At 35.2% G+C, this 25,110-nt stretch carries 25 protein-coding genes and 1 pseudogene; 16 read left to right on the plus strand and 10 right to left on the minus strand.

From position 1 onward, the window contains the following. Positions 1–233 precede the first annotated feature (233 nt). On the plus strand, positions 234–1,910 hold the full coding sequence (locus DN410_RS10915) for a GMC family oxidoreductase (RefSeq protein WP_149176506.1): 1,677 nt from the start codon (positions 234–236) through the stop codon (positions 1,908–1,910). Positions 1,911–2,019: 109 nt separating this feature from the next. Here the strand turns inward: DN410_RS10915 and DN410_RS28755 are convergent. After that, positions 2,020–2,118: pseudogene (locus DN410_RS28755) on the minus strand (helix-turn-helix domain-containing protein); the annotation flags it as partial. 264 nt (positions 2,119–2,382) lie between these two features. Between DN410_RS28755 and DN410_RS10925 the strand changes: the two are divergent. Continuing rightward, a complete protein-coding gene (locus DN410_RS10925; RefSeq protein WP_029437700.1) occupies positions 2,383–2,772 on the plus strand; it encodes a hypothetical protein in 390 nt (129 codons plus the stop codon). Positions 2,773–3,064: 292 nt separating this feature from the next. Here the strand turns inward: DN410_RS10925 and DN410_RS10935 are convergent, their stop codons facing one another. Both DN410_RS10935 and DN410_RS10940 read right to left on the minus strand, forming a co-directional pair. After that, positions 3,065–3,523 (minus strand): hypothetical protein, encoded by a 459-nt coding sequence (locus DN410_RS10935; protein WP_149176507.1) that lies wholly within the window; start codon positions 3,521–3,523, stop codon positions 3,065–3,067. Positions 3,524–3,761: 238 nt separating this feature from the next. Next, positions 3,762–3,968: a hypothetical protein gene (locus DN410_RS10940; RefSeq protein ID WP_149176508.1), complete on the minus strand. Its 207-nt coding sequence runs from the start codon at positions 3,966–3,968 to the stop codon at positions 3,762–3,764. A gap of 302 nt (positions 3,969–4,270) precedes the next feature. Between DN410_RS10940 and DN410_RS10945 the strand changes: the two genes are divergently transcribed. From DN410_RS10945 to DN410_RS10955, 4 genes are all read left to right on the plus strand, one after another. After that, the gene (locus tag DN410_RS10945) at positions 4,271–6,010 is read left to right on the plus strand and encodes an S-layer homology domain-containing protein (RefSeq protein WP_149176509.1); all 1,740 of its coding nucleotides are present in this window, start codon (positions 4,271–4,273) and stop codon (positions 6,008–6,010) included. A gap of 572 nt (positions 6,011–6,582) precedes the next feature. Continuing rightward, positions 6,583–7,206 carry a DUF6241 domain-containing protein gene (locus DN410_RS10950; RefSeq protein WP_149176510.1) on the plus strand — a complete coding sequence of 208 codons (624 nt, stop codon included), beginning with the start codon at positions 6,583–6,585 and terminating at the stop codon, positions 7,204–7,206. 121 nt (positions 7,207–7,327) lie between these two features. Further along, a complete protein-coding gene (locus tag DN410_RS27915) occupies positions 7,328–7,474 on the plus strand; it encodes a hypothetical protein (protein ID WP_179958600.1) in 147 nt (48 codons plus the stop codon). A 236-nt stretch (positions 7,475–7,710) separates the two neighbouring features. After that, positions 7,711–8,619, plus strand: coding sequence for an alpha/beta fold hydrolase (locus DN410_RS10955; RefSeq protein WP_149176511.1), 909 nt, complete (start codon positions 7,711–7,713; stop codon positions 8,617–8,619). Positions 8,620–8,891: 272 nt separating this feature from the next. On the opposite strand, the gene DN410_RS10960 is transcribed toward DN410_RS10955, so the two are convergent. Continuing rightward, entirely contained in the window at positions 8,892–9,131 is a 240-nt protein-coding gene (locus DN410_RS10960; RefSeq protein WP_149176512.1) for a DUF2798 domain-containing protein, read from the minus strand. Positions 9,132–9,380: 249 nt separating this feature from the next. Further along, positions 9,381–9,833 (minus strand): ACT domain-containing protein, encoded by a 453-nt coding sequence (locus DN410_RS10965; protein WP_149176513.1) that lies wholly within the window; start codon positions 9,831–9,833, stop codon positions 9,381–9,383. A gap of 203 nt (positions 9,834–10,036) precedes the next feature. Here DN410_RS10965 and DN410_RS10970 point away from each other — a divergent pair, with 203 nt between their 5' ends. Then, complete coding sequence (locus tag DN410_RS10970) at positions 10,037–10,348, plus strand: YbjQ family protein (RefSeq protein ID WP_000637511.1); 312 nt, start codon at positions 10,037–10,039, stop codon at positions 10,346–10,348. A gap of 514 nt (positions 10,349–10,862) precedes the next feature. On the opposite strand, the gene DN410_RS10975 is transcribed toward DN410_RS10970, so the two are convergent. From DN410_RS10975 to DN410_RS10985, 3 genes are all read right to left on the minus strand, one after another. Then, entirely contained in the window at positions 10,863–11,168 is a 306-nt protein-coding gene (locus DN410_RS10975; protein WP_149176514.1) for a hypothetical protein, read from the minus strand. Positions 11,169–11,284: 116 nt separating this feature from the next. Next, entirely contained in the window at positions 11,285–12,277 is a 993-nt protein-coding gene (locus DN410_RS10980) for a zinc-dependent alcohol dehydrogenase family protein (RefSeq protein WP_149176515.1), read from the minus strand. A gap of 129 nt (positions 12,278–12,406) precedes the next feature. Continuing rightward, positions 12,407–12,547 carry a YflJ family protein gene (locus DN410_RS10985; protein WP_000273536.1) on the minus strand — a complete coding sequence of 47 codons (141 nt, stop codon included), beginning with the start codon at positions 12,545–12,547 and terminating at the stop codon, positions 12,407–12,409. 152 nt (positions 12,548–12,699) lie between these two features. Between DN410_RS10985 and DN410_RS10990 the strand changes: the two genes are divergently transcribed. After that, complete coding sequence (locus DN410_RS10990; protein ID WP_000582780.1) at positions 12,700–13,062, plus strand: hypothetical protein; 363 nt, start codon at positions 12,700–12,702, stop codon at positions 13,060–13,062. A 25-nt stretch (positions 13,063–13,087) separates the two neighbouring features. On the opposite strand, the gene DN410_RS10995 is transcribed toward DN410_RS10990, so the two are convergent. Beyond that, positions 13,088–13,273, minus strand: coding sequence for a YhzD family protein (locus DN410_RS10995; RefSeq protein ID WP_000539551.1), 186 nt, complete (start codon positions 13,271–13,273; stop codon positions 13,088–13,090). 168 nt (positions 13,274–13,441) lie between these two features. Between DN410_RS10995 and DN410_RS11000 the strand changes: the two genes are divergently transcribed. From DN410_RS11000 to yhaM, 3 genes are read left to right on the plus strand one after another with little or no spacing between them, the layout of a single operon-like run. Further along, complete coding sequence (locus tag DN410_RS11000) at positions 13,442–14,683, plus strand: metallophosphoesterase family protein (protein ID WP_149176563.1); 1,242 nt, start codon at positions 13,442–13,444, stop codon at positions 14,681–14,683. Continuing rightward, the gene (locus tag DN410_RS11005) at positions 14,680–17,604 is read left to right on the plus strand and encodes an ATP-binding protein (protein ID WP_149176516.1); all 2,925 of its coding nucleotides are present in this window, start codon (positions 14,680–14,682) and stop codon (positions 17,602–17,604) included. The genes DN410_RS11000 and DN410_RS11005 overlap by 4 nt, the downstream gene beginning before the upstream one ends. 41 nt (positions 17,605–17,645) lie before the next feature. Next, entirely contained in the window at positions 17,646–18,590 is a 945-nt protein-coding gene (yhaM, locus tag DN410_RS11010) for a 3'-5' exoribonuclease YhaM (protein ID WP_149176517.1), read from the plus strand. 54 nt (positions 18,591–18,644) lie between these two features. Here the strand turns inward: yhaM and DN410_RS11015 are convergent, their stop codons facing one another. After that, entirely contained in the window at positions 18,645–19,526 is an 882-nt protein-coding gene (locus tag DN410_RS11015; protein ID WP_149176518.1) for a helix-turn-helix domain-containing protein, read from the minus strand. Between the two features lie 942 nt (positions 19,527–20,468). Here DN410_RS11015 and DN410_RS11020 point away from each other — a divergent pair. The 5 genes from DN410_RS11020 to DN410_RS11040 all read left to right on the plus strand — a co-directional run bounded on the left by DN410_RS11020 (position 20,469) and on the right by DN410_RS11040 (position 24,955). Further along, positions 20,469–21,413 carry a ring-cleaving dioxygenase gene (locus tag DN410_RS11020; RefSeq protein ID WP_149176519.1) on the plus strand — a complete coding sequence of 315 codons (945 nt, stop codon included), beginning with the start codon at positions 20,469–20,471 and terminating at the stop codon, positions 21,411–21,413. Positions 21,414–21,457: 44 nt separating this feature from the next. After that, on the plus strand, positions 21,458–22,435 hold the full coding sequence (locus DN410_RS11025; RefSeq protein ID WP_149176520.1) for a ring-cleaving dioxygenase: 978 nt from the start codon (positions 21,458–21,460) through the stop codon (positions 22,433–22,435). A gap of 349 nt (positions 22,436–22,784) precedes the next feature. Next, a complete protein-coding gene (locus DN410_RS11030) occupies positions 22,785–23,657 on the plus strand; it encodes an alpha/beta fold hydrolase (protein ID WP_149176521.1) in 873 nt (290 codons plus the stop codon). A 74-nt stretch (positions 23,658–23,731) separates the two neighbouring features. Then, the gene (locus DN410_RS11035; RefSeq protein ID WP_000449226.1) at positions 23,732–23,932 is read left to right on the plus strand and encodes a sporulation YhaL family protein; all 201 of its coding nucleotides are present in this window, start codon (positions 23,732–23,734) and stop codon (positions 23,930–23,932) included. A 171-nt stretch (positions 23,933–24,103) separates the two neighbouring features. Then, the gene (locus DN410_RS11040) at positions 24,104–24,955 is read left to right on the plus strand and encodes a DUF2935 domain-containing protein (RefSeq protein WP_149176522.1); all 852 of its coding nucleotides are present in this window, start codon (positions 24,104–24,106) and stop codon (positions 24,953–24,955) included. Positions 24,956–25,110: the final 155 nt, after the last annotated feature.

Below are 25,110 nucleotides of genomic sequence, written 5' to 3' on the forward strand. Positions count from 1 at the left end.
TGAAACGTTTTTATAGACGTATAAATAATTATTTTTAAAGTATGAAGTTATATTTTTTCATCCTGTAATGATAGATTATGTTAATTTCACATGAATGCGATATACAGAAATCCGCAAGAACTGTTACCAAGACATGTTTACAAAGTATGTTGGACAAGTATAGATAAACATACAAGCAAAACAGTCTATTTTCACATTGAATATACTATCATGAATACAGGAGGTTATTGATTTTGTCGTCACATTGTGAAAATGAATTTGATTACATCGTGATTGGTGCCGGAACTGCCGGAGGGGTAATCGCAAAAAAGTTAACAGATGATAAATGTACATCCGTGCTAGTGCTTGAAGCGGGAACGAATATGGAGAATAGCAGTCCTTCTATTGCAGTAGCAGAAATTCGAGCGAATGATAATGAACTGTCTTTTAATATTCTTTCGCAAACAGAGGAACATATTGTACGTCAAATTAGATTAAGAGCAGGGAGAGTAATAGGGGGAAGTTCGCAACATAATTTTATGGCTGCAGTTCGCGGGAGCCGTGAACTTTATGATGAGTGGGCAGCTCTTGTTGGTGATCAGTGGAGTTACAACAAGATTTGTTCTTTATTTAAAAGAAATGAAAACTATAAAGGAGCATCACAAAGCCCTAACCAAAGGGGAACGGAAGGGCCTATTTTTGTTAGGCAACAAAACATACCGAGTAATGGGCTCATCCAGACTTTAGTTGAGGCAACATCTGATGTTCTAGGGATTCCAATTGAAGAGGATTATAATACTGGTATAAGAGATGTTGTACCTTTCAAAACACAACTTCTTCAACAAGAAGTAGAAGATAATATATTTATTCGATCGTCTACTGCAACTGGTTATTTAAATGAAAATATTGTAACACAAGGGGATGAGTCCAATCCGGATGAGTTTGGGGTTGGTAGGAGAAAGTTGGTTATATTCGCAAAATCAACAGTAAACAAAATTCTTTTTGGGTGTAAAAAGGGTGTTAAGATTGCTGTTGGCGTTGAATATGTGAAAGACGGAGTGACACAACGGTCTTTTGCTAGAAAAGGGATTATTGTCTCAGCGGGTATTTTTTCATCGGTCATTCTACAACGTTCAGGAATCGGTAATTCGATAGATTTGGAGAAAATTGGGGTGCCAACTTTAGTAGAAAGTCCAAATGTTGGTCAAAACTTTCGAACGCAGTATTATGTTGGAATGGGAATAGAAGTAGAAACAAACCGACTTTTACAGGTAATATCTTCTGACCCTGTACCAATAACGATAGGTGCTTTTAAAAAGGGAGATGGACCTGGACGTCGCCTTCAATTAGTAGGGTTTCCAGTATCTAATTTTGTTCCAATTCAAGACGTATTCATTAATAATTGGCAATTTAACCCAGGGAAACCTAGCAATGTCATGAGTATCGCAATTGTCGATTTAAACCCAAAAAGCAAGGGCACAATAAAGGTAGCGCATAGCGATCCTGAAGCTTATCCATCGATTAACTTCAATCCACTCGAAAATCCGGATGACTTAAATTTTGTAGTAGATCAATATATTGAAACTTTTAATATTATGAAGAAAGCTCGTGAATTAGATCCAGATGGTATTTATAAGGTTGTATACCCTCCTGAAAATATTTTTAATTTGCCGAATGAAGAAGAAAAGAGAAATCAGCTTGCTACTTATGTAAAGGCCTCTTATGCAAATTTTGACCATTTTGGAGGGCACTGTAGAATGGGTAGGAATATTCAAGAAGGAGTTGTAGATGGATTCCTGAATGTCTTTGGCACCCAAAATCTTAAAGTAGCCGATCTTTCTATTGCTCCCATTTTACCAGATGGCAACACTTCCATGCCTGCTCAAATGATCGGTTTAAATGCGGTACGATTTATTCGAGAGGGCAGATAAGGTCTAGAAGGCATATTTGTGACACTAAGCCCTTTATAAAATAAGTTTATTAGATTGTAAGTGATGTAATTAAATAAAAAAGATAAATCTCCTCGTTTTGTAACCACCTTTTTACACGTTTTTCTATCTTTGAAGCAGGTAATTTTCCGGATTTGATATATGTAAAGACAGTAGATGGTGCTACATTAAGAATTTCAGCTTCCTCTTTTTTCTTTACTGTTTGTCTTGTAATATACAATAAATCTTGTTTCATGAAAGGATACCTTCATAACTATTGTTTGCTAGTATTTTAGATATTTATATATCATATCAGAATCTGATTTGTATTTTAAAAAAGAATTTTGAATCATTGGCTTAGTAAAAACGAGGGTTATTATAGATATATTAATCATATAATTTGTCCCTATCAAAATGAACGTTTTTTGCATTTAATATATTGTAAATATATTTTATTTTGAAAGGATGTGATTATATGGCTCATAAATCTACTGGAGTGTTTCGAGTTCCAGTTTCTGAAAATGGGATTATTCCAACTGCTCTCAACATTATGTTAAACAATGATTCACGCTGCCATACTAGTAATGTAACGGTAACTGTTAAGAGAAGTCCAAACACTTCTTTCCCAACTCAAAATGAATTAGTTGAAATCTCTCGTACTTTTGTTTCTTTAGAACCAAACAGAACAACTAAGATTGTGTTGTTTACTCCAGAATTCCAAATAGAAGATTTCCTTGATGTTATTATTAGTGGAAATAAAGATGATGTTAAGGATGTTCTTGTATATTCTTTCTTAGCAGATTCAGCAGGTCACAATCTGCCATCTACTGTTTTCAGAAATGCAGAATACACTTTTGCTTGCTGACGCGCTTGCTCCATGTGTAGACTCTTGGCTAGAGAGTACTTCAAACGAAGTTTAGGGTATCCAAATGCAGGTGCACATGCGCTTGGAGTTATCTTTACGGAGATTGCGGGTAGTTTGAAGTAGGAATTAGAAGATCCCCTCTGCCTTAAGGTGGAGGGGATTTTTCTATATAGTTGATTGGTAACTTCGCTAGGTGCTCTTAAATCCGAATAGTGGTTTTCATTTGAATGGGTTGTCTATGAATTTAAGTTGTTTCTGCAGTTTTTAAATTTACAAAAGAACTGATAAGCCTCTATAAAAAGTATTTAAAGTAGTAACAAATAGGCACAATAATTCCAACTATAGAAAATACAATGCTTCCTAGATTAAATGCAGAAAGTTTTGCACGATGAACTTGGACTTCACCTAAATCTACTCCTCCACTAAAATGCTTATCCATAACTTTAGCAACGTTTTGTTGCTGAGTAACAAAATAAGGTATTAACCATATGCAGCAGAACAAAATAATACTGCCGAAAAAGAGGGTATCAATAATAGAAGATCCCCAATTGAATGAAGTAGTGACTATGATAGCGAATTCGACCACCATAACGATCATCATAGTTACTGCATATCTAGATTTCTCAGAAACATTTTTAAATACAGTATTGTCCAGAATGTTTTCTATTTTAGCCCATATTATACTGATTAACACGATTAGGCTAATGAAGAAAATAGTAAATAAGACTTTAATTAAAAGATATTCAAACATTACCGACACCACCTGAAATTTTCTAAATTAGAATGTAAAGTTGATTGTACTTAACTCTAGCTTCAAATTTTATTAATTTTTAATAATACAAACTAACTGTTGTGTCATTTGTTTATTTTTCTTTCTTTTTTATATGTAAAGAAAAAACAGATCGTTTAAAAAAAGAATTAGGCTATGAGTAAAACACTACCTAACAAGAAGACCCTTTACAGCAGAATTTGAGGGTCTTGAATGTATTTTATTCTTTAAATTTTTCTGGTTTTTCCACTCTAAATGATTTTACCTCACCGCACTCTAAACAAAATGTGGTTAATAGTTTTGAACTCTTTCCTCCTGAAAAGAACCTACTAGGTTCATCATCGCAAACATACGCATGAAAGGCGTTTCCAACTCGTCCTTCTTTAAAATTAGTAGAACCACAATTATCACATCTTTTATTTTTCATATTATTAACACCTCTTTAGGTTGATATTTATGTTGGTGTATTCTTTACTTCTTTTATGAATAGAAGTAGAGCAACTGGGTTGTAAATGGTATTTTCGACATAATACACTATACCCCTTTATATATTTACAAATAAAACAGCATAATATCACGATGAACTCCTATAACAATATGAATTTTTGCATATTTTGAAATTTAATATATCCTCCAAAAACTTTTAATTGTATAATGTGTCTTGTCATAGTCTTTTAGATTTTTCGACAAAAAAATACAACAATAGAAGACGTATTGGGAGAAGACATTATGTACACAAAATTATTAAAATCAATTACATCATTATCACTTATAGGTGGTGCTTTATTATATACAAATGGCAGTGATGTAAAGGCTGCTGAAGCAGGCATTTTTTCTGATGTGCCGACATCGCATTGGTCGTATCCAGCGATTAAAGATTTAGCGAGTAAAAATATTATTTCAGGTTATGGAAATGGGATATTTGGTTTTGGAGATGTTGCGACGAGGGAGCAAGTAGCGGCTTTAGTATATCGTGTTATGCTTCCGAATAAACAAGGTGGAACGTTTAGTAGCAATAATTCTCTTTATATATTAAAAGATGGATCTAAGTTTAGTAATCCTTATGGCGATATTAACCAAAACTCTACGATGTTCCCTGAGGAAATTTTAATGTTAACGAAGGCAGGGGTATTTAAAGGGGATGAGAAAGGGAACTTTAGACCGAAAGCTCCTGTGAATCGTGCAGAAATGGCGCAAATTCTTACAAATGCTTTTCATCTTTCGGCGAAACAAAAACATACATTTAGCGATGTTCCAAACGATTTTTGGGGCGGAAATGCGATTAGTGCCGTGCAATCAAATGGGATTGCATCTGGTACAGGCGAAGGGAAATTTGATCCATACGGTGTGGTAAAACGTGAACAATATGCGCAGTTTTTATATAATACTTTGAACTATAAAAAGCCTGAAGTTGCCGTGCAAGATACAGGAGATGCGGCGTTATTAACAGCATTTAAAGATGAAGTACAAAAGCGTATTAATACATACGAAACAAATATTACACTTCCATATAAAACGAAAAATAGCAATATGCAAGAAGTGATGGATACGCTTTTTAACGCATATAAAGAAGTTGCAAATAAAAATGAGTATACAAATTATAATAGATCGAATGTTTCATATGGGCTTTCTGGATCACCTGGAAATTACACATTTACGCTAAAAATTACATATCGTGAAACGAAAGAACAAACGGAATATGTAATGAAACAAGCAAAGGCAATTGTCTCTTCTATTATTCAAGTTGGAATGGATGATCATGAAAAAGTGAAGGCGATTCATGATTATGTCGTAAAACATGTTTCTTACGATACGTCTTATAAAGCGTACACAGCATATGAAGCACTCGTAAATCGTTCTGCTGTTTGCCAAGGTTACGCACTATTAACCTATCAATTATTAAAAGAAGCTGGTATTGAAAATCATTTTGTGACAGGCACTGGGGACGGACAACCTCATGCTTGGAATTTAGTGAAAATCGAAAACAAATGGTATCATCTCGATACAACATTCGATGATCCAGTGCCAGATGAGCAAGGCCGCGTAACGTATTCATACTTCAACTTATCGGATGAGCAAATCGCAAGAAATCATGAGTGGAACCGCGGGGACTATCCGCAAGCTACAACAAACTATTATAGTACACTGACGAGTAAAGTTGCGGCAGGTGGCATGAAAAAACCTGCATATGAGCAAATATTAAAAGACACGAAGCTCAACTATTTAGGAAATGAATACATCGCAAATAACTATACCGAATTAAAAAATAAAATGCAGCAGCGTTATAGTGCAAAACCAGAGAAAATTGAAGTGCTTTATAAGCAATCAATGAACGGTGCACTGCAAGATGTGAAAAAGGCAATTGGAGAAATCGGTTATCCGAAAGGGTCCAACCGCGTTTCTTATAAAGCGGAGCCGTATAATGCGAAAGAAGGGTATTCTTTAGTGACGATTACGTTTACGTATTAAGAAGGAAAAACTCCACGGGTTCGATTTTGAAGTACAAAATTGCAATTTGCGGATAAATAATAAAACTAGCTTTCGAATTAACAACATACACAATAATTAGCGTTTAAATTGCTCAGGGCATAAAAGCTCTGAGCGTTTATTATACATTGGCTTATTGAACTAAAGTCACGTTAATTACTTAAATATTGCCAGGATGGATAGAAAAATACATATAGCTGCTGAAGTAAATAAGATGACAGAAGTTACAAGATTTCTCCTGAATTTAATAGCATATGCACAAAAAAAGATTGCCGCAGTTAATTTGGAACAGCTTTGAAAATAAACATATGATGTATTTTTGAAAAGTAATACTTATCTTTTGCAATGGTTGTAATATATGTATTAACAGCGTGATATGTAAAAATCACGTACTAATTCTTTTGCCATTCCCCCGACGATAGTAAGTTCTCTCTTTTTTTGGATATTTCGACAAAATATAACAATATAAAAATGGATCGTTTGTTACTATAAGATGAGAAATCTTATATTTTAAAAAACTATTTAAAATAACTACTACAGATAGGCGGAAAAAAATGAAACGAAAGTTACTTCTGGTGTTAACATGCGGTACATTGCTTATGGGGATAGCTGCTTGTAGCTCAAATGAGAAGACTATAACGGAATCAAAATTTAAACAAGAAGAAAATGTTCAGGAAAAAACGAAAGTTCAAAAGCAACAAAAAGATAGTTATGTAGTAAGTGAAGATGAATTATCTAAAGCGGCACAGGCGATTGGAGAAATCCAAAGCGAGCAAAATATAAATGACATGATGATACATATGTCTTTACAAAAACTTACATTCAATGGGAATAATCTTCATGTTCCTGGTACTCGTGAGGTAGGGCGATTCCAAATGACGAAAGAGAACATTCAATACTTAAAAAATAACTTAAATGTTATCAATAATGATGAAAGACCGAAATATGAATCTATTTTGAACAAATGGTACGATGGAAATTTCGAATCTGCAGTTGAAGACTTTAGAGAAATCCATTATTTACGTTCTGGAACAAAGCAAATTATGAAGGGATCTAAACTAGCTAAAAAAACTTATAGTGATGAAAAAAAATTTATTTGCCATTTCTTTGGTCAAGAAGGATTATATATTCATGATAAAGAGTGGGAATATGGAAAGTCATCTCGCGATAACGGGTAGTAAAACTCCCACCTCAAAATTTGGCTGGAGCAAAGAAGTTAAAGTTTGTTTAATACTATTTTTTTTCGGGAAAAAATGATGAAATTTTCTTAAACATAGTTCTAGTGGGTGGTTGTTTATAATGAGATTCAATACATACACAGTAATGCTCATTTTTCTAGCCATTGGTTCAAATTTCGCATTATTTATATTGCTCAAGCAAGGACTTTTAGGTGTCATCGCTGCATGGACTACAAAAAGACCTCATACAGACGACCAGAATAAATAAACTATTATATTTCTCAATAAACAAAAACAGCTTAGCATAGTAAAATAATAGTTGGATGGGAGTCCAATACATATTATTAAAATTAAGATGGTTCAAGTCGGAGGAAGGCACCTTAGGGTGTCTTTTTCTTTTTTAAAATAAGAGTTTTTCCTTAAAGAAGATATATTTTCAATGGATGATTACCATGAGTATATAGATAAAGTTCATCCATATATTTGTAGAAAGGAGGAATTCAAATGAAGAGAGATGATAATAAGATTGGTCACTTTATATCCGAAAAAGGGAAGGAAGATTTTCAAATCGCCTACGATGAATCAATGGCACTCCTTCCAAAACCTAACGAAACGAAAGATATAAAAACTAAATATGGCACAATTCGTGCTTATTACTTTACTAAAGAGGAAAATAAACATAAGGAACCAATGCTCTTACTCCCTGGACGCGGTGCATCTACTCCAATGTGGGTCCCAAATTTAGAAGGGTTAAGGGAGAAAAGGCCTGTTTATACGATAGACTTACTCGGTGAACCTGGAATGAGTGTGCAAACGAAGGTGATAGAAAACAAAAAGCAACAAGCAGAATGGCTAAATGAAGTAATTGAAGGATTAGGTTTAGAAAAAGTGCATATCGTGGGTGTCTCCATTGGAGGTTGGACAACAATGAACTTGGCTAGATATAATCCTGAGCATATTGCTACGGCTAGTTTATTGGACCCAGTCTTTGTATTTGCGCAAATATCCATAAAGATGATTCTAGCATCTATTCCAGCTTCCGTTCCTATTGTACCTAAGTTTATAAGAGAAAAGATGTTAAGCTATGTTTCTGGAGGAGCAGAAATAAATGACGATGAGCCGATCGCTAAGTTAATCGAATCGGGTATGCGTAACTATAAACTGAAAACGCCAGCGCCTGATCTATTTAGTAAAGAAGACTTAAAGAATATCAATATTCCAGTACTTGCATTAATGGCTGAAAAAAGTACAATGCACAATTCGGCAAAAGCAGTTGAAACTGGGAAAAAATATGTGAAAGATATTGATATAGTTAATTGGAAAAATGCATCTCACGCAATCAATGGTGAGTTTTCTAACGAAGTTAATGCTAGAATCCTTGATTTTGTAGAAAAACATTCTAATGATAACTAAGTTGTAATGACAATTTTACTTCTTCTATTTTCATGAATATGTATAATTACATAAAATTTTAGAGAAAAATAGAGTATACTTTCATATTGTGTAATAAAGATAAAGCCCGCCTACGGAAATAGGCGAGCTTTTTTAACATATAAAGAAAAGACAACTTTTAAGGTGCTTTCCTTCGAGTGGAAACATTTTACGTATATTACTTTACTAGGTTAAGTTTTGTGATGAGTATCTCTTTTAATTTAAATGAATCAGAGTAGTGTATCACTTTATTTTTACGCATCCTTCTCAACAAATGTGAATACTTTCATTATCCTTTTCACTACAAAGGGTAGTAATTTAGAAGCTAAAAATGCAAGCACGAAAGCAATTCCCCATGTTTTTATCCATGATTTGAGAAATAAAGCTGTATACCCAACATTCATTGAAACCATGACGAAAGAGATAATACTAGATATACCTAAAATCATAAAGATATTAAAAATTATTGGTTCAAATTTTTTATTGATTTTCAAAATTAACACCTATTTTCTATATATGTTTTGCTGTATTTAATTTTAACAACATCTAATCTTACAGTTTGCAATCTAGGTTGTCCAGCCTGTTGTACTTTTCTGCAATAGCAACAATTGTTATATAACTACAGAGTAAATAAACGTCTTCATAATATATAATTAATATTTTTGCTTTGGATGATAAGGAGCAGAACTCGATAGGCTGTATGAAGAGAGAAAGGATCCCCTTAAAGGAGATCCTTTTTACATTTAAAAAAAATCTTTCATCATTTTAATGTCTGTAATCTTTACTGTCACACCTTCAACTTTATCTTTCTTCTCATCTTTAGCAATCGTAATTTGTTCTTTATTATCAACCCACGCAAGAAACTCTTCTTTTGAGTCATCTTTATATGTAATGGTTATAGTAGAATGAGCGGATGCTCTCTTTTTTTGATCTAATGTGATTGTTTTAGGAGTGCCATTTTGGACTGCTGAAACGATAGATTTTATCATTTCTTCATTATCTGTTTGAGATTTGGAAGTCTCATTGTTGCCTGTTCTAAATATTTCAATGTCTGTAATATTCGCGGAGTTTAATTGAATGGTTTGTGTATGTTCTTGCTTAGCTTGTGAAGCTTTATCTGTAGCTGAGGTGCTTGTACAACCAATTAAAGTGAAAGATAGAACGGTTATTGCGCATACATAAGTGATTTTTTTCATGTTATCCCTCCTCAACTTTAATTGTAACAATTTTCTGTTAATTTGTGCAGTTATTGTAAGAAAATGGTGGGGATAATATATTACTCTTACAAAATTGTCACATTCATGTAAGGTAATTCAATAGATTAGTTACTTTTTCCATGTCATAATAAAGACATAAGAAAGCGAATGAAAAACAACAACTTATTAGGAGAGTGTCAGTCATGATTGTAACAACAACTTCTGGAATTCAAGGTAAAGAGATTATTGAGTATATCGATATTGTAAATGGTGAAGCTATTATGGGTGCAAATATTGTCCGCGATTTATTTGCTTCCGTTCGTGATGTTGTCGGTGGTCGTGCTGGTTCTTATGAAAGCAAGCTAAAAGAAGCACGTGATATCGCAATGGATGAAATGAAAGAACTTGCAAAACAAAAAGGTGCGAACGCTATCGTTGGTGTTGACGTAGATTACGAAGTAGTTCGTGATGGAATGTTAATGGTTGCTGTAAGTGGTACAGCTGTACGTATATAAGTAAAAAAACAGGCTCACCCCTTGAAGCTTATGCTTTGAGGGGATTTTTTGTTTTCAAGTTGTAGAAGTAAAAAGAATGTAATGTATTCTTTAAGAAAAGAGTCATCTTCAAAATCTTTCACTTCTATTGTTCTTTTATTTATGACTAAAATTGAAATGAAAGATTTATAAATCGAATAAAAAAGGCTAGGATTGCTCCTAGCGCTCAATAAAAGATATGGCATGGAAGATGTTGATAATAAGCAGACGCGTTTGCTTATTTCAAATGTAGTATATAACGTTTTTATTGGGAAAAGTAAGGAATGTAGCAATCTTTATATATGTTTAAAGAAAGTGTTAACTTTATGTTAAATAATAAAATTATTGTTTTGAGGTAATGGGAGAATTAGTGGTATGAATAACTTTAGAGGTGGTTAAGAGGGAATTTGTAATAAAAAACGAAGGTAACGTTGATGCAGAATAAAGGACAATACATATTTTATTACTATGTACTGTCCCGCGTATTCCTTTTGGATTATGAAAAGTTATTTCCTGTCTTGCTATAAAATTCATAGGCGAAAAAACCAAATAAATAGCCCATTCCAGCCCCTAAACTAATTGAAAGCATTAGAGAAGCCGGGAAAAATATGCCGAAAATCAAACCGATTATACAGCCGATAAGCATCCCTATAGGTATTAAACTATCTAGTAAATTTTGAGCTTCGTTTGATTTTTTCTTACCTAATGTTCCCTCTTTATATTTATGTTCCATTCTTTTTATTACATATAATACAATGCCTCCGATTATTACAATAGGCGCAATCGCCGTAATGAACCACATGTTAGACCCTCCTTTCATCTTTTAATAAAATTTTACCATATGTTTACAAATGGATATTCCTAAATGTACTATCTAGTCTATTTAAAAGGTGAGCCAAAAGACCTCTTCAATTGTATTTAATAACTAGTCAAAAACACTTTCCCTTTCGTTTTCTCAGCAGACTGCACAACATCAACCGCCGTTTTCACATCTGCTAGGTCGTATGTAGAATGGACTTTCATAAAACATAATTGTTTATTTTCCACTAAGCGAATTAAGTGACGAAACGTTTCTTGCCATTTATACGGCGGTACGTCTTTATTCCAATGTCGTAAATGAAATATGTTCGCGTGAACCTTTGCTTTCGTGACAATCTCTGCCCAGTTTACTTGTACGCCTGATAGAAGACCGATCGTTAAAAAGTGGCCGTTTGGACGTACACAAAATGCTAATTCATTTCCGTCAGGTCCTCCAATAGAATCAATCGCAGCATCGGCCCCGGTCCCGTTTGTTAACTCCATAACTGTTTCGTGAAGCGGAGCAGTGGACGTATCTATTACATAATCAGCACCCAGTTGAAGTAATTCCTCTGTATGTTTACTATTTCTTGCCACTGCAATGAGTCGGAAATTCAAAATTTGTGATAACTGCGCAAAAAGGTGACCAATAGCGGACCCACAAGCATTTACTAATAAAACGTTACCCTGTTTTAAGTTTAGTGTTTCTGTACACGTAACCCATGCTGTAAGGGGATTAATGTACATTTGTGCCGCCGTGAAATCATCAATGGAATCGGGAATAGGGACGACAAAATCAGCCGATGTTGTAACGAATTCTTGCCAAGTACCTTCCCCGCGTAAAGGTAAAACGCGTTTGCCGATAAAGTCTCTAGAAACGCCCGCACCTACATCTTCTACAATACCAACACCTTCATAACCAGGTATGTTAGGTAATGGGATTCTATGTGCATAAGCTCCGGTAATCGGAATTAAGTCAGACGGATTAATCGGTCTAACTAACATACGAACGAGAACTTCATTATCTTTTAATGATTCTATATTTCTATATTCAACTTGCAATACATCTTTTGGGTTGCCAAACTCATGAAATTGAATGTGTTTTCCGCGCAAGGTAATTTTCCCCCTTAGTGTAGTTGGATTTATTATAGCATTTGTAGTTCAATTGCTTGTTTCATTTACATATAGGAGGGGATATACGCAAAATAAAAAGGAAGCAACCGTAGTTGCTTCCTACATCTATTAAGCCGAAGCCTTCTTCATTCTCTCAAGTAAACTAGATAACACATGTGTACGATACGATTCTAGTTTTTTACCTTCATAAGTGCGGATACCTAATTTTTTAAGTTCTTTTACATACCAACCTTTGCTTCCGAAATACATGTGATCGCTCCCCTTCAACTTTGTTTTTGTTTGTTCTGATCGTACTTGGAGGTACGGGTATTAATGAAGGAAATGAATTTCGCGCGAAAATGGTTAACTTTGTTGCAAAAGACATATATACTAAAGGTAGTATACAACGAGGTGGACAAGACGTGATTATAGAGAAGCACGAAATTCAAATTGACCAAATTACGAGCGGTAAAGTGAATATCTTTACTTTCTATCGAAATAGAAAGCAAATTGATGATCATTTTTTACGATTGCAAGAACCATCGCTTACAGCAAACTACTTCTTCCATTTTCATTTTGATGCAGAGAGTTTGCATCTACTGCAGAAAGAGTTTCCAGGCGTATATCCGTACGAAGGCGGTGAAACAATTCACGACTGGACGGAAAAGATGAAAGCAGAATTGCAACATCAGATCCAAACAGGTAAATGGAATAAGCGCGTACGTATCGGTAATCGCATTCTAGATGTGGTGTTTACGTGGTGTGACGAAGATATAGTAGAGTGAAAAAGAAGCGGATGACGCTTCTTTTTTAGCGCTGGAATAAAACGAGCTTACCTGCAGAAGATGTGCAGCGATGTGTTTTTTCATACAATCCTTTTTCTTGTAAAATAGATTCACCTTTTGCTTTCGCTTCTTTTTCAGTTGCCGCCTCGAATGATTCGTCTAATGCTTTTGAACCATCTTTTTCAAAGACTGTTAGAACGTATACTCCCATGAAATTTCCCTCCAATAATAAAAATCAGAATCTTATAACTATTTTGGCATAAATCACTAGAATATGCAAAGAAATATATGACATTGCGTGGTAAAATAGAGTGAAAGTTTTATGAGCACTAGATTTACTATTCGTAGTAAAGTACGGAAAAGGAAAGGATCGTTATTTGTGAAACAAGTGAAGTTTATACATGCGGCTGATTTGCATTTAGATAGTCCGTTTAAAGGGATGGAGATGAATGTACCGCAGTCTGTTTGGGAAAGAATGAAGCAAAGTACGTTTGAATCGTTCGAACGTATTGTTGATAAAGCGATTCAAGAGCGCGTTGATTTCGTATTACTAGCCGGGGATTTGTATGATGCGGAGACGAGAAGTTTGAGAGCGCAAGTGTTTGTGCGTGAGCAAATGAAGAGACTTTCGCAATACGATATCCCTGTTTTTATTATTCACGGTAATCACGATCATTTAGGAGGAAGCTGGGCAGCGATTGAGTTTCCGGAAAATGTTCATGTGTTTACGGAGCCTTATGTAGAAGAGAAATCGTTTTATAAAAATGGTGAGTTGTTAGCTTCTATTTACGGGTTTAGTTATTTGCAGCAAGCGGTAACGGATAATATGACAGCGCAGTATACGAAAATGCGTGATGCGCCTTTTCATATTGGCATGCTTCACGGGAGTGTGGAAGGAGATGCAGAGCATAATCGCTATGCACCGTTTCAAATTCGTGAGCTGAAAGAGAAGCAGTTTGATTATTGGGCTCTTGGCCACATACATAAACGTGAAATTTTATCAGAAGAGCCGTATATTATTTATCCAGGTAATATACAAGGACGTCATCGTAAGGAAACAGAGGAAAAGGGCGCATACCTTATTGAACTAACAAAACAAGGAACGCATTGTTCATTTTTCCATACGGCAGATGTTGTATGGGGTGAGATTGAAGTGAGTATCGATGGACTGGAAACGGTTGATGATCTTATGACGGCAGTGTCAACAGCGATGAATGAATGCCGAAGAGAAGAGGAAGGGACGCTTTTAACTGCCGTATTTACAGGACAAGGCCCACTTTCTCCTTATTTGCGTGATGAAAAGCGCGTGGAAGAGATTTTTCATATTTTAGCAGCTGGAGAAGAGCGAAAAGATTTCGTATATGTGATGAAGTGGAAAAATGAGACAGTTTCGTTTGCGGAAATCGAGCGTTTGAAAGAAGAAAATCATTTCGTCGGTAGTGTGCTGAAGGAGTTAGAAGCTTTCACAAATATGGACGGCGTGTTGCGCACCATTTGGACATCGCCTATAGCGCGTAATAGTATTGAATCTTTTACAGAAGAAGAGAAGAGAGAGATTCAAAAGGAAGCGGAAAATATTATTTTAGAACAATTATTCCAGCAAGAGAGGGATAAGAAATGAGAATTGAAAAACTCCATATTTATGGGTACGGAAAATTAGAAAATGTGGAAATGGATCTTTCCTTGTTGACTGTGTTGTACGGTGAAAATGAAGCTGGGAAATCGACAATTCGTTCGTTTATGAAAAGTATTTTATTCGGTTTTCCGACGAGAGGACAACGCCGTTATGAGCCGAAAGAAGGCGGGAAGTATGGCGGTGCGATGACTGTACAAACAGAGAAGTACGGTCGTTTGAAAATTGAACGATTGCCGAAAACAGCAGCTGGTGAGGTGACCGTTTATTTTGAAGACGGGAAAACGGGCGGCGAGGAAATTTTGCACGACATATTAAGCGGGATGAATGAAAGTTTATTTGAATCGGTCTTTTCTTTTGATATGCATGGCCTTCAAAACATTCATCAGCTTGGCGAAGCGGATATCGGCAATTATTTATTTTCGGCAAGTGCAGTCGGAAGCGATGCGTTATTGCAGCTCGATAAAAAGCTAGAGAAAGAAATGGATCAGCGTTTTAAGCCGAGTGGTCGTAAGCCAGAAATTAACGTGTCACTGCAAGAGATGAAGAAGCTGGAAGAGAAGATGAAAGAGTGGCAAGGGAAAATTGGCACGTATGAAAAACAAGTGGAGCAGTTAAAAGAAAGTGAAGAGAAACTTGCTTCTGTTCGCGCAGAAAAAGAGTTAGCCGAAAAGCGAAAGCAAGATTATGAAATATTAGCAGCGCTTGAACCTCTCGTTATTGAAAAGCGTACGCATGAGAAAGTGTTAGAAAACGAGCGCGGGCAGTTTCCTGTAAACGGAATAGCGCGTTATGAGGCAATCAAGGCAAAGATGGAGCCGCTTCAGTTGCAAGTTGATTCGCTCCATAAAAAAATAGAGACAGTGCAATCGGAAATGGAATCGATTCAAATAGATGAAGAGTTTTTACGAAAAGAAAGTTACGTAGAAGAACTTCGTATGCAGCATATGTCTTATGAAAATGCACGCCAAGAAATGCGTGATATGAGCGGGAATGTTGCGAATATAAAAGAAGAAATTGCAGAGCTGGAGCAACAAATCGGTGCTACTTTTGAAAAAGAAACGGTTCTTTCGTTTGATATGAGTTTGGCGACGAAAGAGTTAATGACGCAAACAGTGCAAAAGGCGCGCGAGTTAGAAACGCAAAAAGCACAGCTTGATGATCATTTCAAAGTAGCGCAAGAGCAATTAGAAGAACAAGAAGAAAATATAAGACAGATTCAGAAACAAATGTTAGCTGATGAAGAGCGAACTGCATTAGATGAGAAAGAAAAGTCGTTCCAAGATGCGGCGTTTATCGGCATGGGTGCAGAGAGAATGAAGCGTAAGTATGAGGAAAAAGCAGGAGCGGCTATGCAAAAGAAAAAGCAGTGGCAAAGAGTTTGTCTTCTGTTACTTCTTATTAACACGCTTGTTTTATTCACGAGTTTATTTATTGATAACCGCCCGCTTTTGTTTATTAGTGTCATTGTTTTTGTAGGGATTGTTCTTGCCCTTGTTTTATATAAAGATCCATCAAGCGGATTACAAGAAGAGCTCCTTACTCTTCAGCAAAGCGCTGGCGGGAGACAAAGTGAAGAAGCGATGTCTGTGCGCTATCAATTAGAAAAGGATGAAGAAATTCGTAAGCTATTTGAGCGTGAGTCTTATAAGTTACAGCAAATGGAACGTGCTTATGATAAAGTCGTTTCATCGTATGAGGAATGGGAGAGAGAGACGTTCCGCGTCAGCGAACAAGTAGATGCATATAAAACGCGCTATATGTTCCCTGATTTTTATACGTATGCACACATATTGCCGGCGTTTGAGCGTATTGAAAAAATGCAGCAATTGTATCGTGAATTAGAGAAGAAAGGCGCGCGGAAATCCTCATTATATGAAATGATTTCGCAATTTGAACATAAACTAGAAACTGTTATCGGTAGCGCAGAGTATAGTAATTTGCATGAGGCGCAAAGTCGTATGCAAATTGAGAAAGAGAAGCGTCAAACTTGTAAGCAGCTGAAAGAGAAGCTAGTGGAATGGCAAGAAGAATATGAATTTACGCAAGAGCAATTGAAACAACTGTTAGTAGAACGAGATAGTTTATGGCATATTGCAGAGGCTACAGATGAAGAGATGTTTTTAGAAGTAGGTAAACTAGCGGAGAAACGTGAAGATGCCGATAAGCAAGTGGGGCGTTTATTACCCCAAATTGATCTGTTAGAACAACGTTTAACGAGTTTATCATTAGCTGAACATTATGAAGCTGACGGTTATGAGGAGAAATTAAAGCGAGAAATTACAATCGTACAAAACTGTCTTACAGGGGAGAAAGAACTGACAGAGCGTATTGCGAAACATCGTATGGAAATTGCAAATTTAGAAGAAGGAAGTACGTACGGTGATTTGATGCACGAATGGGAAATGAAAAAAGCGCAAGTGCGCGAACAAGTGAAGAAATGGGCTGCTTATGCGGCGGCAAAGAAAGTATTGACGAAAACGAAGCAATATTATCACGAAGTACATCTTCCCCGTATTTTACAAAAATCAGAAGAGTATTTCGTCTATTTAACGGGCGGACGATATAGTAAAATCTTTTCACCGTCAGAGGCGGAACCTTTCATTGTTGAACGTAACGACGGCATGCGTTTTTACAGTCATGAACTAAGCCAAGCGACAGCAGAGCAGTTATATTTATCGCTGAGATTTGCACTTGCGAAAACATTTGAGCATGACTATCCATTTATTATTGATGATAGTTTCGTACACTTCGATGCGGTAAGGACGAATCGAACGATTGAACTGATAAAAGAAATCGCGAAAGATAGACAAGTCATCTTCTTTACATGTCACGTTCATTTATTGTCGTTCTTTACGGAAAAACAGATTATAAAATTAACGCATAAGCGTAAAGAAAATGAGTTGTAATGTGCTATACTAAAAGTAACTGATTTGGTGGAGGAATTCGAATGAAAAAGAAAATTGCAGAGTATGAAGTTGGTGAACAAGTCGATGTTTTCTTGTTAATTAAAACAGCGACGAAAGGTCTCGCGAGTAATGGAAAGCCGTTTTTAACAGTAATCTTACAAGACCCAAGTGGAGATATTGAAGCGAAGCTATGGGACGTATCACCAGAAGTTGAGAAACAATATGTGCCAGAAACAATCGTTAAAGTAGCTGGAGATATTCTAAACTACAAAGGCCGTATTCAATTACGCGTGAAACAAATCCGTGTTGCGAATGAAAATGAAGTAACAGACATCTCGGACTTCGTAGAAAAAGCACCAGTGAAAAAAGAAGATATGGTTGAAAAGATTACGCAATACATATTTGAAATGAGAAATCCGAACATTCAACGTCTAACAAGACATTTATTAAATAAGCATCAAAACGAGTTTTTAGAATATCCAGCAGCGACGAAAAATCATCACGAATTCGTATCTGGACTAGCTTATCACGTAGTATCGATGCTAGATTTAGCGAAAGCAATTTCAACTCTATACCCATCTTTAGATAAAGACTTACTATATGCAGGCGTGATTTTACACGACCTTGGTAAAGTAATCGAGCTATCTGGCCCAATTTCTACAACGTATACGTTAGAAGGAAATTTACTTGGTCACATCTCTATCATGGTGAATGAAATTGGTAAAGCTGCAGATGAGTTGCAAATCGATGCAGAAGAAGTATTAATTCTTCAACACATCGTTCTGTCTCACCACGGAAAAGCAGAGTGGGGTAGCCCAAAACCACCATTAGTAAAAGAAGCAGAAATTCTGCACTACATCGATAACTTAGATGCAAAAATGAACATGATGGACCGCGCATTAGGACGTACAAAACCAGGCGAATACACAGAACGTGTCTTTGCGCTTGATAATCGTTCGTTCTATAAACCGACGTTCCATAATTAATAATGTGAAGCAAATGGCCTCATTAAGTGTTAGTAAGCTTAGTGGGGCTGTTTTTTAATTTCGCTTTTCAAAATATTTTTCTTTAATTATTTTTAACTTGTCTTTGTTTTCTGTTAGTTCGAATATAAATAACGCTTTTTCCATGTTATTAGCAATATCTTCTTCGTTGGAATGTTTAAGTTTCAATAAATTCCAAGCCTTCCCATAGTATAGTTCACCCAATAGGTAGAAAGTATTTAGATTAATAGCGAATTTGATGCCCATATCATTGTATTTTATTGCCTCTTCATGTTGATGTTCATGGCCTAAAATTTTTGCTAAATTAAAAAGGATTTTTAATTTAATTTCTTTATCTTTAGGAAAATCTAGCTTATTAAAATGAGTTAAACATCTTTTTAAGATAGTAATGCTTTTTTCGTATTCTTTGTTGTTCCAATGAAATATAGCCATTGTCTGCATCATATCTATTTCTCTTTCTGATAAAAAATCAGAATTAGTTACAGTTAGTTTTAATGCATCGTTTAAAAGCTTTAAAGCAGTTTTTGTTGATTTATTTACATAAAATCTAGCAATTGATTCATGCCAGATTAGAAATTGTTTATCTTCTTTTGATTGGAAATTATTCTCGTTTTTTTCTTGTTCCACTATTTCATAAAGTTCTTTATATTGTTTTTGTTTTGTGCAATCTCTCATTACATATTTTACATTTTCTACGTATTTTAATTTCTTATTTTGAGTTAGTGCAAATATATAATTCGGATCAATACCAAGCCTTTCAGATAATTGATACAATAATATGCTAGATGGATAAATAATACCTTTTTCTATTTTACTAATTTGACTTTGTGAACATATTCCATGACATAATTCGGATTGTGATATATTTTTTTTAATTCTAAGGTCTTTAATGGTGATACCCAAATTATAAAACTCCATGTTTCCTCCTAATATGTAACACTTTATGAGTATAAGAATAATTTCTAACCTTTAATGTAATGTAAAATAAGTATGGTTGCAATTATTTATTATTTTGATATGAATAATTTTGAATGAGCCTATGTTATAAATAAAATGTTACTGAAAAAAAGTTAGAAGTGGTTATTTGAAGAAATTAATAATATCGTGTTTATTGGCTACATTCCTTCTAAATATTGTAGGATGTTCTAATAATATTGGTACACTAAGGTATAAGTCTAAAGCTTCATCATCTGTGAAGTCTACACACATCAACAAAGCCTGGTACAAACATATGCAATGGGATTAAAAAAACTTGAAATGATTAGTGCTACAGGTTATAAGGGAAGTTTAATAAGGTCAATAGTAGATGCTGCTGTAAATCGTGAGAAAAATATAATAAAATTATATTTGAATTTAAGTAATTAGAACAATTGAATGTAGATATTGATTATGACACTTTTTCTTAATAGGTAATCTTGAAAAAGTGATCAAAAAAACTTTTACAGTAGTTACATAATAAAAGAATCCTTCCATAGAGGTAGGATTCTTTTTGTTTATAAAATCTTTGGTTGAACAAGTGAATTAGAAGCCTTTAATAGGTAAGTAATTGTTTTACAAAAGAACCATTCACCACTCTAAAATGTTATTCAATAAAAAAATATCTTGAATTCGAGATTTTATCCTTGCTTTTTAATCACTTGAGGTGTAAAGTGATAGTAACGAAAGCAAATGAGTCGTATGAAAAACATATACTCATTTGCTTTCGATTTACAAAACAAAGTAACTTATTCAGTAAAAACTAAGATGAATTTACAAAAACATAATTAAGAATAAATTGAAAAGCTAAAAACCATATTAGTTGAGGGAAATGTTATTTTTTAGTTATCACTTGACTAGTAAAATGAAACGGAGGAATTATCGATGTATGAAATTAAAGGGCACCATCACATTTCAATGGTTACGAAAAACGCAAATGAAAATAATCATTTTTATAAAAACGTACTTGGTTTACGTCGTGTAAAAATGACAGTAAACCAAGATGATCCGTCTATGTATCACTTATTTTACGGAGACAAAACAGGAAGTCCAGGTACGGAATTATCGTTTTTTGAAATTCCTTTAGTAGGAAAAACATATCGTGGTACGAATGCAATTACTCGAATCGGGTTACTTGTTCCTTCTGAGGAAAGCTTACATTACTGGAAAGAACGATTTGAGAAATTTGATGTGAAACATAGTGAAATGACAACATATGCAAATCGTCCTGCTTTGCAGTTTGAGGATGCTGAAGGTCTTCGCTTAGTACTACTCGTTTCAAACGGAGAAAAAGTAGAGCACTGGGAAACTTGGGAGAAATCAGAAGTTCCTGCAAAGCATCAAATTCAAGGAATGGGTTCTGTGGAAATGACAGTTCGTAGACTTGATAAAATGGCAAGTACACTTACAGAGATGTTTGGGTATACAGAGGTTAGCCGAAATGATGAAGAAGCAATTTTCCAGTCCATTAAAGGAGAGGCTTTTGGAGAAATTGTTGTGAAATATTTAGATGGTCCTACTGAAAAGCCGGGCCGTGGTAGCATTCACCATTTAGCAATTCGTGTGAAAAATGATGCAGAGCTCGCTTATTGGGAAGAACAGGTGATACAAAGAGGCTTCCAGTCTTCAGGAATCATTGACCGTTTCTATTTTAAAAGCTTATATTTCCGTGAATCAAACGGAATCCTATTTGAAATTGCGACAGATGGACCAGGATTTACAATTGATGAAGATGTAGAACATTTAGGAGAAAAACTTGACTTACCGCCGTTCTTAGAAGATCAGCGAGCAGAAATTGAAGCGAATTTAGCACCTATTGAAGAGAAGTAATAGAAGAGAAAATATAAATTTAAAAACCATTGGAGGAATATAAAATGAACCAATTAAAAGGAATTCACCACGTTACAGCGATTACAAGTAGTGCAGAAAAGAATTATGAGTTTTTCACTCACGTTTTAGGAATGCGTTTAGTTAAAAAAACGGTAAACCAAGATGATATTCAAACGTACCATTTATTCTTTGCCGATGATAAAGGTAGTGCCGGAACAGATATGACATTCTTTGACTTCCCAGGTATTCCAAAAGGCGTACACGGTACAAATGAAATTTCAAAAACTTCATTCCGCGTTCCAACTGATGCATCGTTAGCATATTGGGTGAAACGTTTTGACCGTCTTGAAGTGGAACATACAGGCATTAAAGAGCAATTTGGTAAGAAAACTCTATCTTTCGTTGACTTTGATGATCAACACTATCAATTAATTTCAGATGAACTTGATAAAGGGATCGAATCAGGTACACCTTGGCAAAAAGGTCCAGTTCCATTAGAATATGCAATTACCGGTTTAGGACCTGTATTCATCCGTATTGCAAACTTTAGTTTCTTCAAAGAAGTGTTAGAAAAAGTTCTATTATTTAAAGAGGTTGCGCAAGAAGGAGAATTCTATTTATTTGAAGTGAACGAAGGCGGAAACGGTGCATCTGTTATTGTAGAACATAATACGGTTCTTCCAGAAGCACGACAAGGTTTTGGTACAGTTCACCATGCTGCATTCCGCGTAGAGGACCGTGCTGTATTAGAAGAATGGATTGAGAGAATTAGTAGCGTTGGGCTTCCTTCATCTGGCTATGTAGACCGTCACTTCTTCGAGTCATTATACGCAAGAGTTGCACCACAAATCTTATTTGAATTTGCAACAGACGGCCCAGGATTTATGGGAGATGAGCCATACGAAACACTTGGAGAAAAATTATCATTACCTCCGTTTTTAGAGCCAAAACGTGAAGAAATCGAAAAATTAGTTCGTCCAATTGATACAGTGAGAAGTACGAAGGAATTTATTAAAGAGTAAAAATAGAGATAGTAAGTAGGAGAGTAAGTAGTTTTAGCTGATAGCTGAAGCTGCTTGCTTTTTTTATTAACTAAAAGAAGTAAGGACACCAAGTAATTCGGCAATGCAAAGGAAGGTAGCACCAATTGATTATTAGCTCGCATCAATCGGGCTGCCCGTTAATGCAGATAAAATAATTGACTTACTTTTTATATGTAACTATAATGGTTACAAAACAACCATCAGTAATAGAAGTGAGTAATATTTTTTTAGTATAATTGTAACTGAATCGGTTACAATTAAAATTAATCATAAAATAACCAAAAAATGTAAAAACTTGAAATGGCAACTTGAGAAAGGAGACGGAAATTTGAAACGGTTTAAGTTTTATATAATTAGCGGTATTGTGCTCGTTTTACTTGTAGTGTGTAACTTCGTTGATAAGCCGATTGCGAAGGTTGGAGAAGTGAAAGATACTGTTATGATGAAGCTACATACGAAAGAGAGTATGGCGCAAATTGATGGGCAGACAATTTATTTTAAGCAAATTGGTGAGGGGAAGCCGCCTTTACTTATGCTTCATGGGTTTGGTGGTTCTTCAGATGGATTTAGTGATATTTATCCGGAGCTTGCAAGAGACCATACGATTATTGCAGTTGATATTTTAGGATTTGGGCGTTCTTCTAAGCCGGTTGATTTTGAGTATTCGTTTCCTGCGCAAGTGAATTTATATTATAAGTTAATGAAGAAGCTCGGATACGATCAGTTTGCGGTGCTCGGTCATTCTATGGGTGGAGAGATGTCCCTTAATTTAGCGTATTTATATCCGGACGCAGTGACGCATCTCATTTTAGCAGATTCTACAGGAATTGAGTCTTTCCAGCAAAAAGAAAGTTATGAAGTGCCGCCGCTATCAACGGATTTACAAACGGTAACAGAGATTACGGACTATAATAAAAATGCAGTGAAAAATAGCCGCGATGATAAAGAGCATTATGATCAACTAACGAAAATGAGAGAGCGCCGCATTGCGATGGAAGCAGATAAAATTAAGGTACCGACTTTAATTATATGGGGACGACACGATAAGAGCGTTTCTTGGGAAAATGGTGAGTTGTACCATCAGCTATTTGCAAATAGCACGTTTCATATTATTGAAAAAGGATACCATGCGCCGTTTCGTCAGGAACCAATTGAGTTTATGGAATACGTACAAGCATTTTTCTCGAAGCATCCACAATAAAATAAGCATAAATCCACTTCTTTCCTCATACAGTGAAACTAATAAGGCTTGTCTAAGGAAAGGAATGAAGTGATTTGGAAACTTTACCATGGTGGGTTTATCTTGTAATTGTTGGGATTGTACTAAGCGGCTACATGGTTTTATATACTTCGAAAAAAGAGCAAGATATGGATAATGAGTTTATCGAAAAAGAAGGCGAAGTATATATGAAGCGTTTAGAAGAAGAACGCGAGAAACGTAATCAGAGTAGTGATAAGGATTCGGTTTTGCTTTAATAGAAATTTTGAATGGCTACCATCTAGTAAAAGTTTACATCTAGGTGGTAGCTTTTTCCTTTTTGGGGAGCATGTATACGAAATTCATCATGAGCTTTTATTGATGGTATTTATATATATTTTTACTCATAAGAATGGAACTAGCACAGTATTTACTGGGGGGGATTAACAATGCATAGGGATGACACTACATTACATCCTGATACAGGTGTTACATCTGTAATGTTTGTTGAGCGTTCATTAAATGAAATTCGTTTTTGGTCTAGAATCATGAAGGAGCATTCTTTTTTTCTTCGCTTGGGATTTAGATGCGAGGATACCCAATTAATCGAAGAGGCTAATCAATTTTATCGATTGTTTGAACATATCGAACAAATAGCGCATTCCTATACAAATGAAACAGATCCTGAGCAAATAAAAAGATTTAATGCAGAAGTACAACAAGCCGCAACTAATATTTGGGGATTTAAACGAAAAATTTTAGGATTGATTCTCACATGTAAATTGCCAGGACAAAATAATTTTCCACTGTTAGTTGACCATACAAGTAGGGAAGCTGATTATTTTAGAAAACGTTTAATGGAATTAAATGAAGGGAAATTAGATGCCCTTCCTGATGCTATTATTAAAGAAAATGTTTTCTTTTTACGGATTATGGCAGACCATGCTAAATTTATCGGTCATCTTCTTGATCCATCGGAAAGAAAGCTTGTAGATACAGCACGGAATTTTAGCAATGATTTTGATGCATTAATGTATCAAGCAATTGACTTAGAATCTATGAAACCACAATCCCAAACAGTCCCTCTTTTAGATCAATTTTTAGATCAAAATCGTGTGTCGGTTGCATCTCTTCGGGACTTTAAGAAAACAGCACGTGATTTAATTGAGCAGTGTAAAATAAAGAGTATCATCCACCCATTATTGGCAGACCATGTCTTCCGTGAAGCTGATAGATTTCTTGAAATCATCGATATGTATGATGTTCATCTTACAAATATTAAATCGCAACCTAGATATTAGAAGATAGGGAAAGATACTATTTCGCTTAAGTTGAGAAGTTAACAATTTATTGTTAGCTTCTTTTCTTTTCGCTTAGGTTAATAACTTTCCCTTTAAAGACTACATAAATCCCTTTGACCAAATATGTAATTCTTTGTAAAATAATATATGGAAAG

The organism is Bacillus sp. SH5-2, from assembly GCF_008368905.1.
Classification (GTDB): Bacteria; Bacillota; Bacilli; order Bacillales; family Bacillaceae_G; genus Bacillus_A; species Bacillus_A luti.

Bases quoted from the DNA above. Each gene is read 5' to 3' on its own strand.
- DN410_RS11040 (WP_149176522.1), top strand. From the start codon at position 24,104: ATGCATAGGGATGACACTACATTACATCCTGATACAGGTGTTACATCT.
- DN410_RS10995 (WP_000539551.1), bottom strand. From the start codon at position 13,273: ATGGGAGTATACGTTCTAACAGTCTTTGAAAAAGATGGTTCAAAAGCA.
- yhaM (WP_149176517.1), top strand. From the start codon at position 17,646: ATGAAAAAGAAAATTGCAGAGTATGAAGTTGGTGAACAAGTCGATGTT.
- DN410_RS10985 (WP_000273536.1), bottom strand. From the start codon at position 12,547: ATGTATTTCGGAAGCAAAGGTTGGTATGTAAAAGAACTTAAAAAATTA.
- DN410_RS10975 (WP_149176514.1), bottom strand. From the start codon at position 11,168: ATGTGGTTCATTACGGCGATTGCGCCTATTGTAATAATCGGAGGCATT.
- DN410_RS10950 (WP_149176510.1), top strand. From the start codon at position 6,583: ATGAAACGAAAGTTACTTCTGGTGTTAACATGCGGTACATTGCTTATG.
- DN410_RS10955 (WP_149176511.1), top strand. From the start codon at position 7,711: ATGAAGAGAGATGATAATAAGATTGGTCACTTTATATCCGAAAAAGGG.
- DN410_RS11015 (WP_149176518.1), bottom strand. From the start codon at position 19,526: ATGGAGTTTTATAATTTGGGTATCACCATTAAAGACCTTAGAATTAAA.
- DN410_RS10925 (WP_029437700.1), top strand. From the start codon at position 2,383: ATGGCTCATAAATCTACTGGAGTGTTTCGAGTTCCAGTTTCTGAAAAT.
- DN410_RS10940 (WP_149176508.1), bottom strand. From the start codon at position 3,968: ATGAAAAATAAAAGATGTGATAATTGTGGTTCTACTAATTTTAAAGAA.
- DN410_RS11025 (WP_149176520.1), top strand. From the start codon at position 21,458: ATGAACCAATTAAAAGGAATTCACCACGTTACAGCGATTACAAGTAGT.
- DN410_RS11005 (WP_149176516.1), top strand. From the start codon at position 14,680: ATGAGAATTGAAAAACTCCATATTTATGGGTACGGAAAATTAGAAAAT.
- DN410_RS27915 (WP_179958600.1), top strand. From the start codon at position 7,328: ATGAGATTCAATACATACACAGTAATGCTCATTTTTCTAGCCATTGGT.
- DN410_RS10965 (WP_149176513.1), bottom strand. From the start codon at position 9,833: ATGAAAAAAATCACTTATGTATGCGCAATAACCGTTCTATCTTTCACT.
- DN410_RS10935 (WP_149176507.1), bottom strand. From the start codon at position 3,523: ATGTTTGAATATCTTTTAATTAAAGTCTTATTTACTATTTTCTTCATT.
- DN410_RS10970 (WP_000637511.1), top strand. From the start codon at position 10,037: ATGATTGTAACAACAACTTCTGGAATTCAAGGTAAAGAGATTATTGAG.
- DN410_RS11020 (WP_149176519.1), top strand. From the start codon at position 20,469: ATGTATGAAATTAAAGGGCACCATCACATTTCAATGGTTACGAAAAAC.
- DN410_RS10945 (WP_149176509.1), top strand. From the start codon at position 4,271: ATGTACACAAAATTATTAAAATCAATTACATCATTATCACTTATAGGT.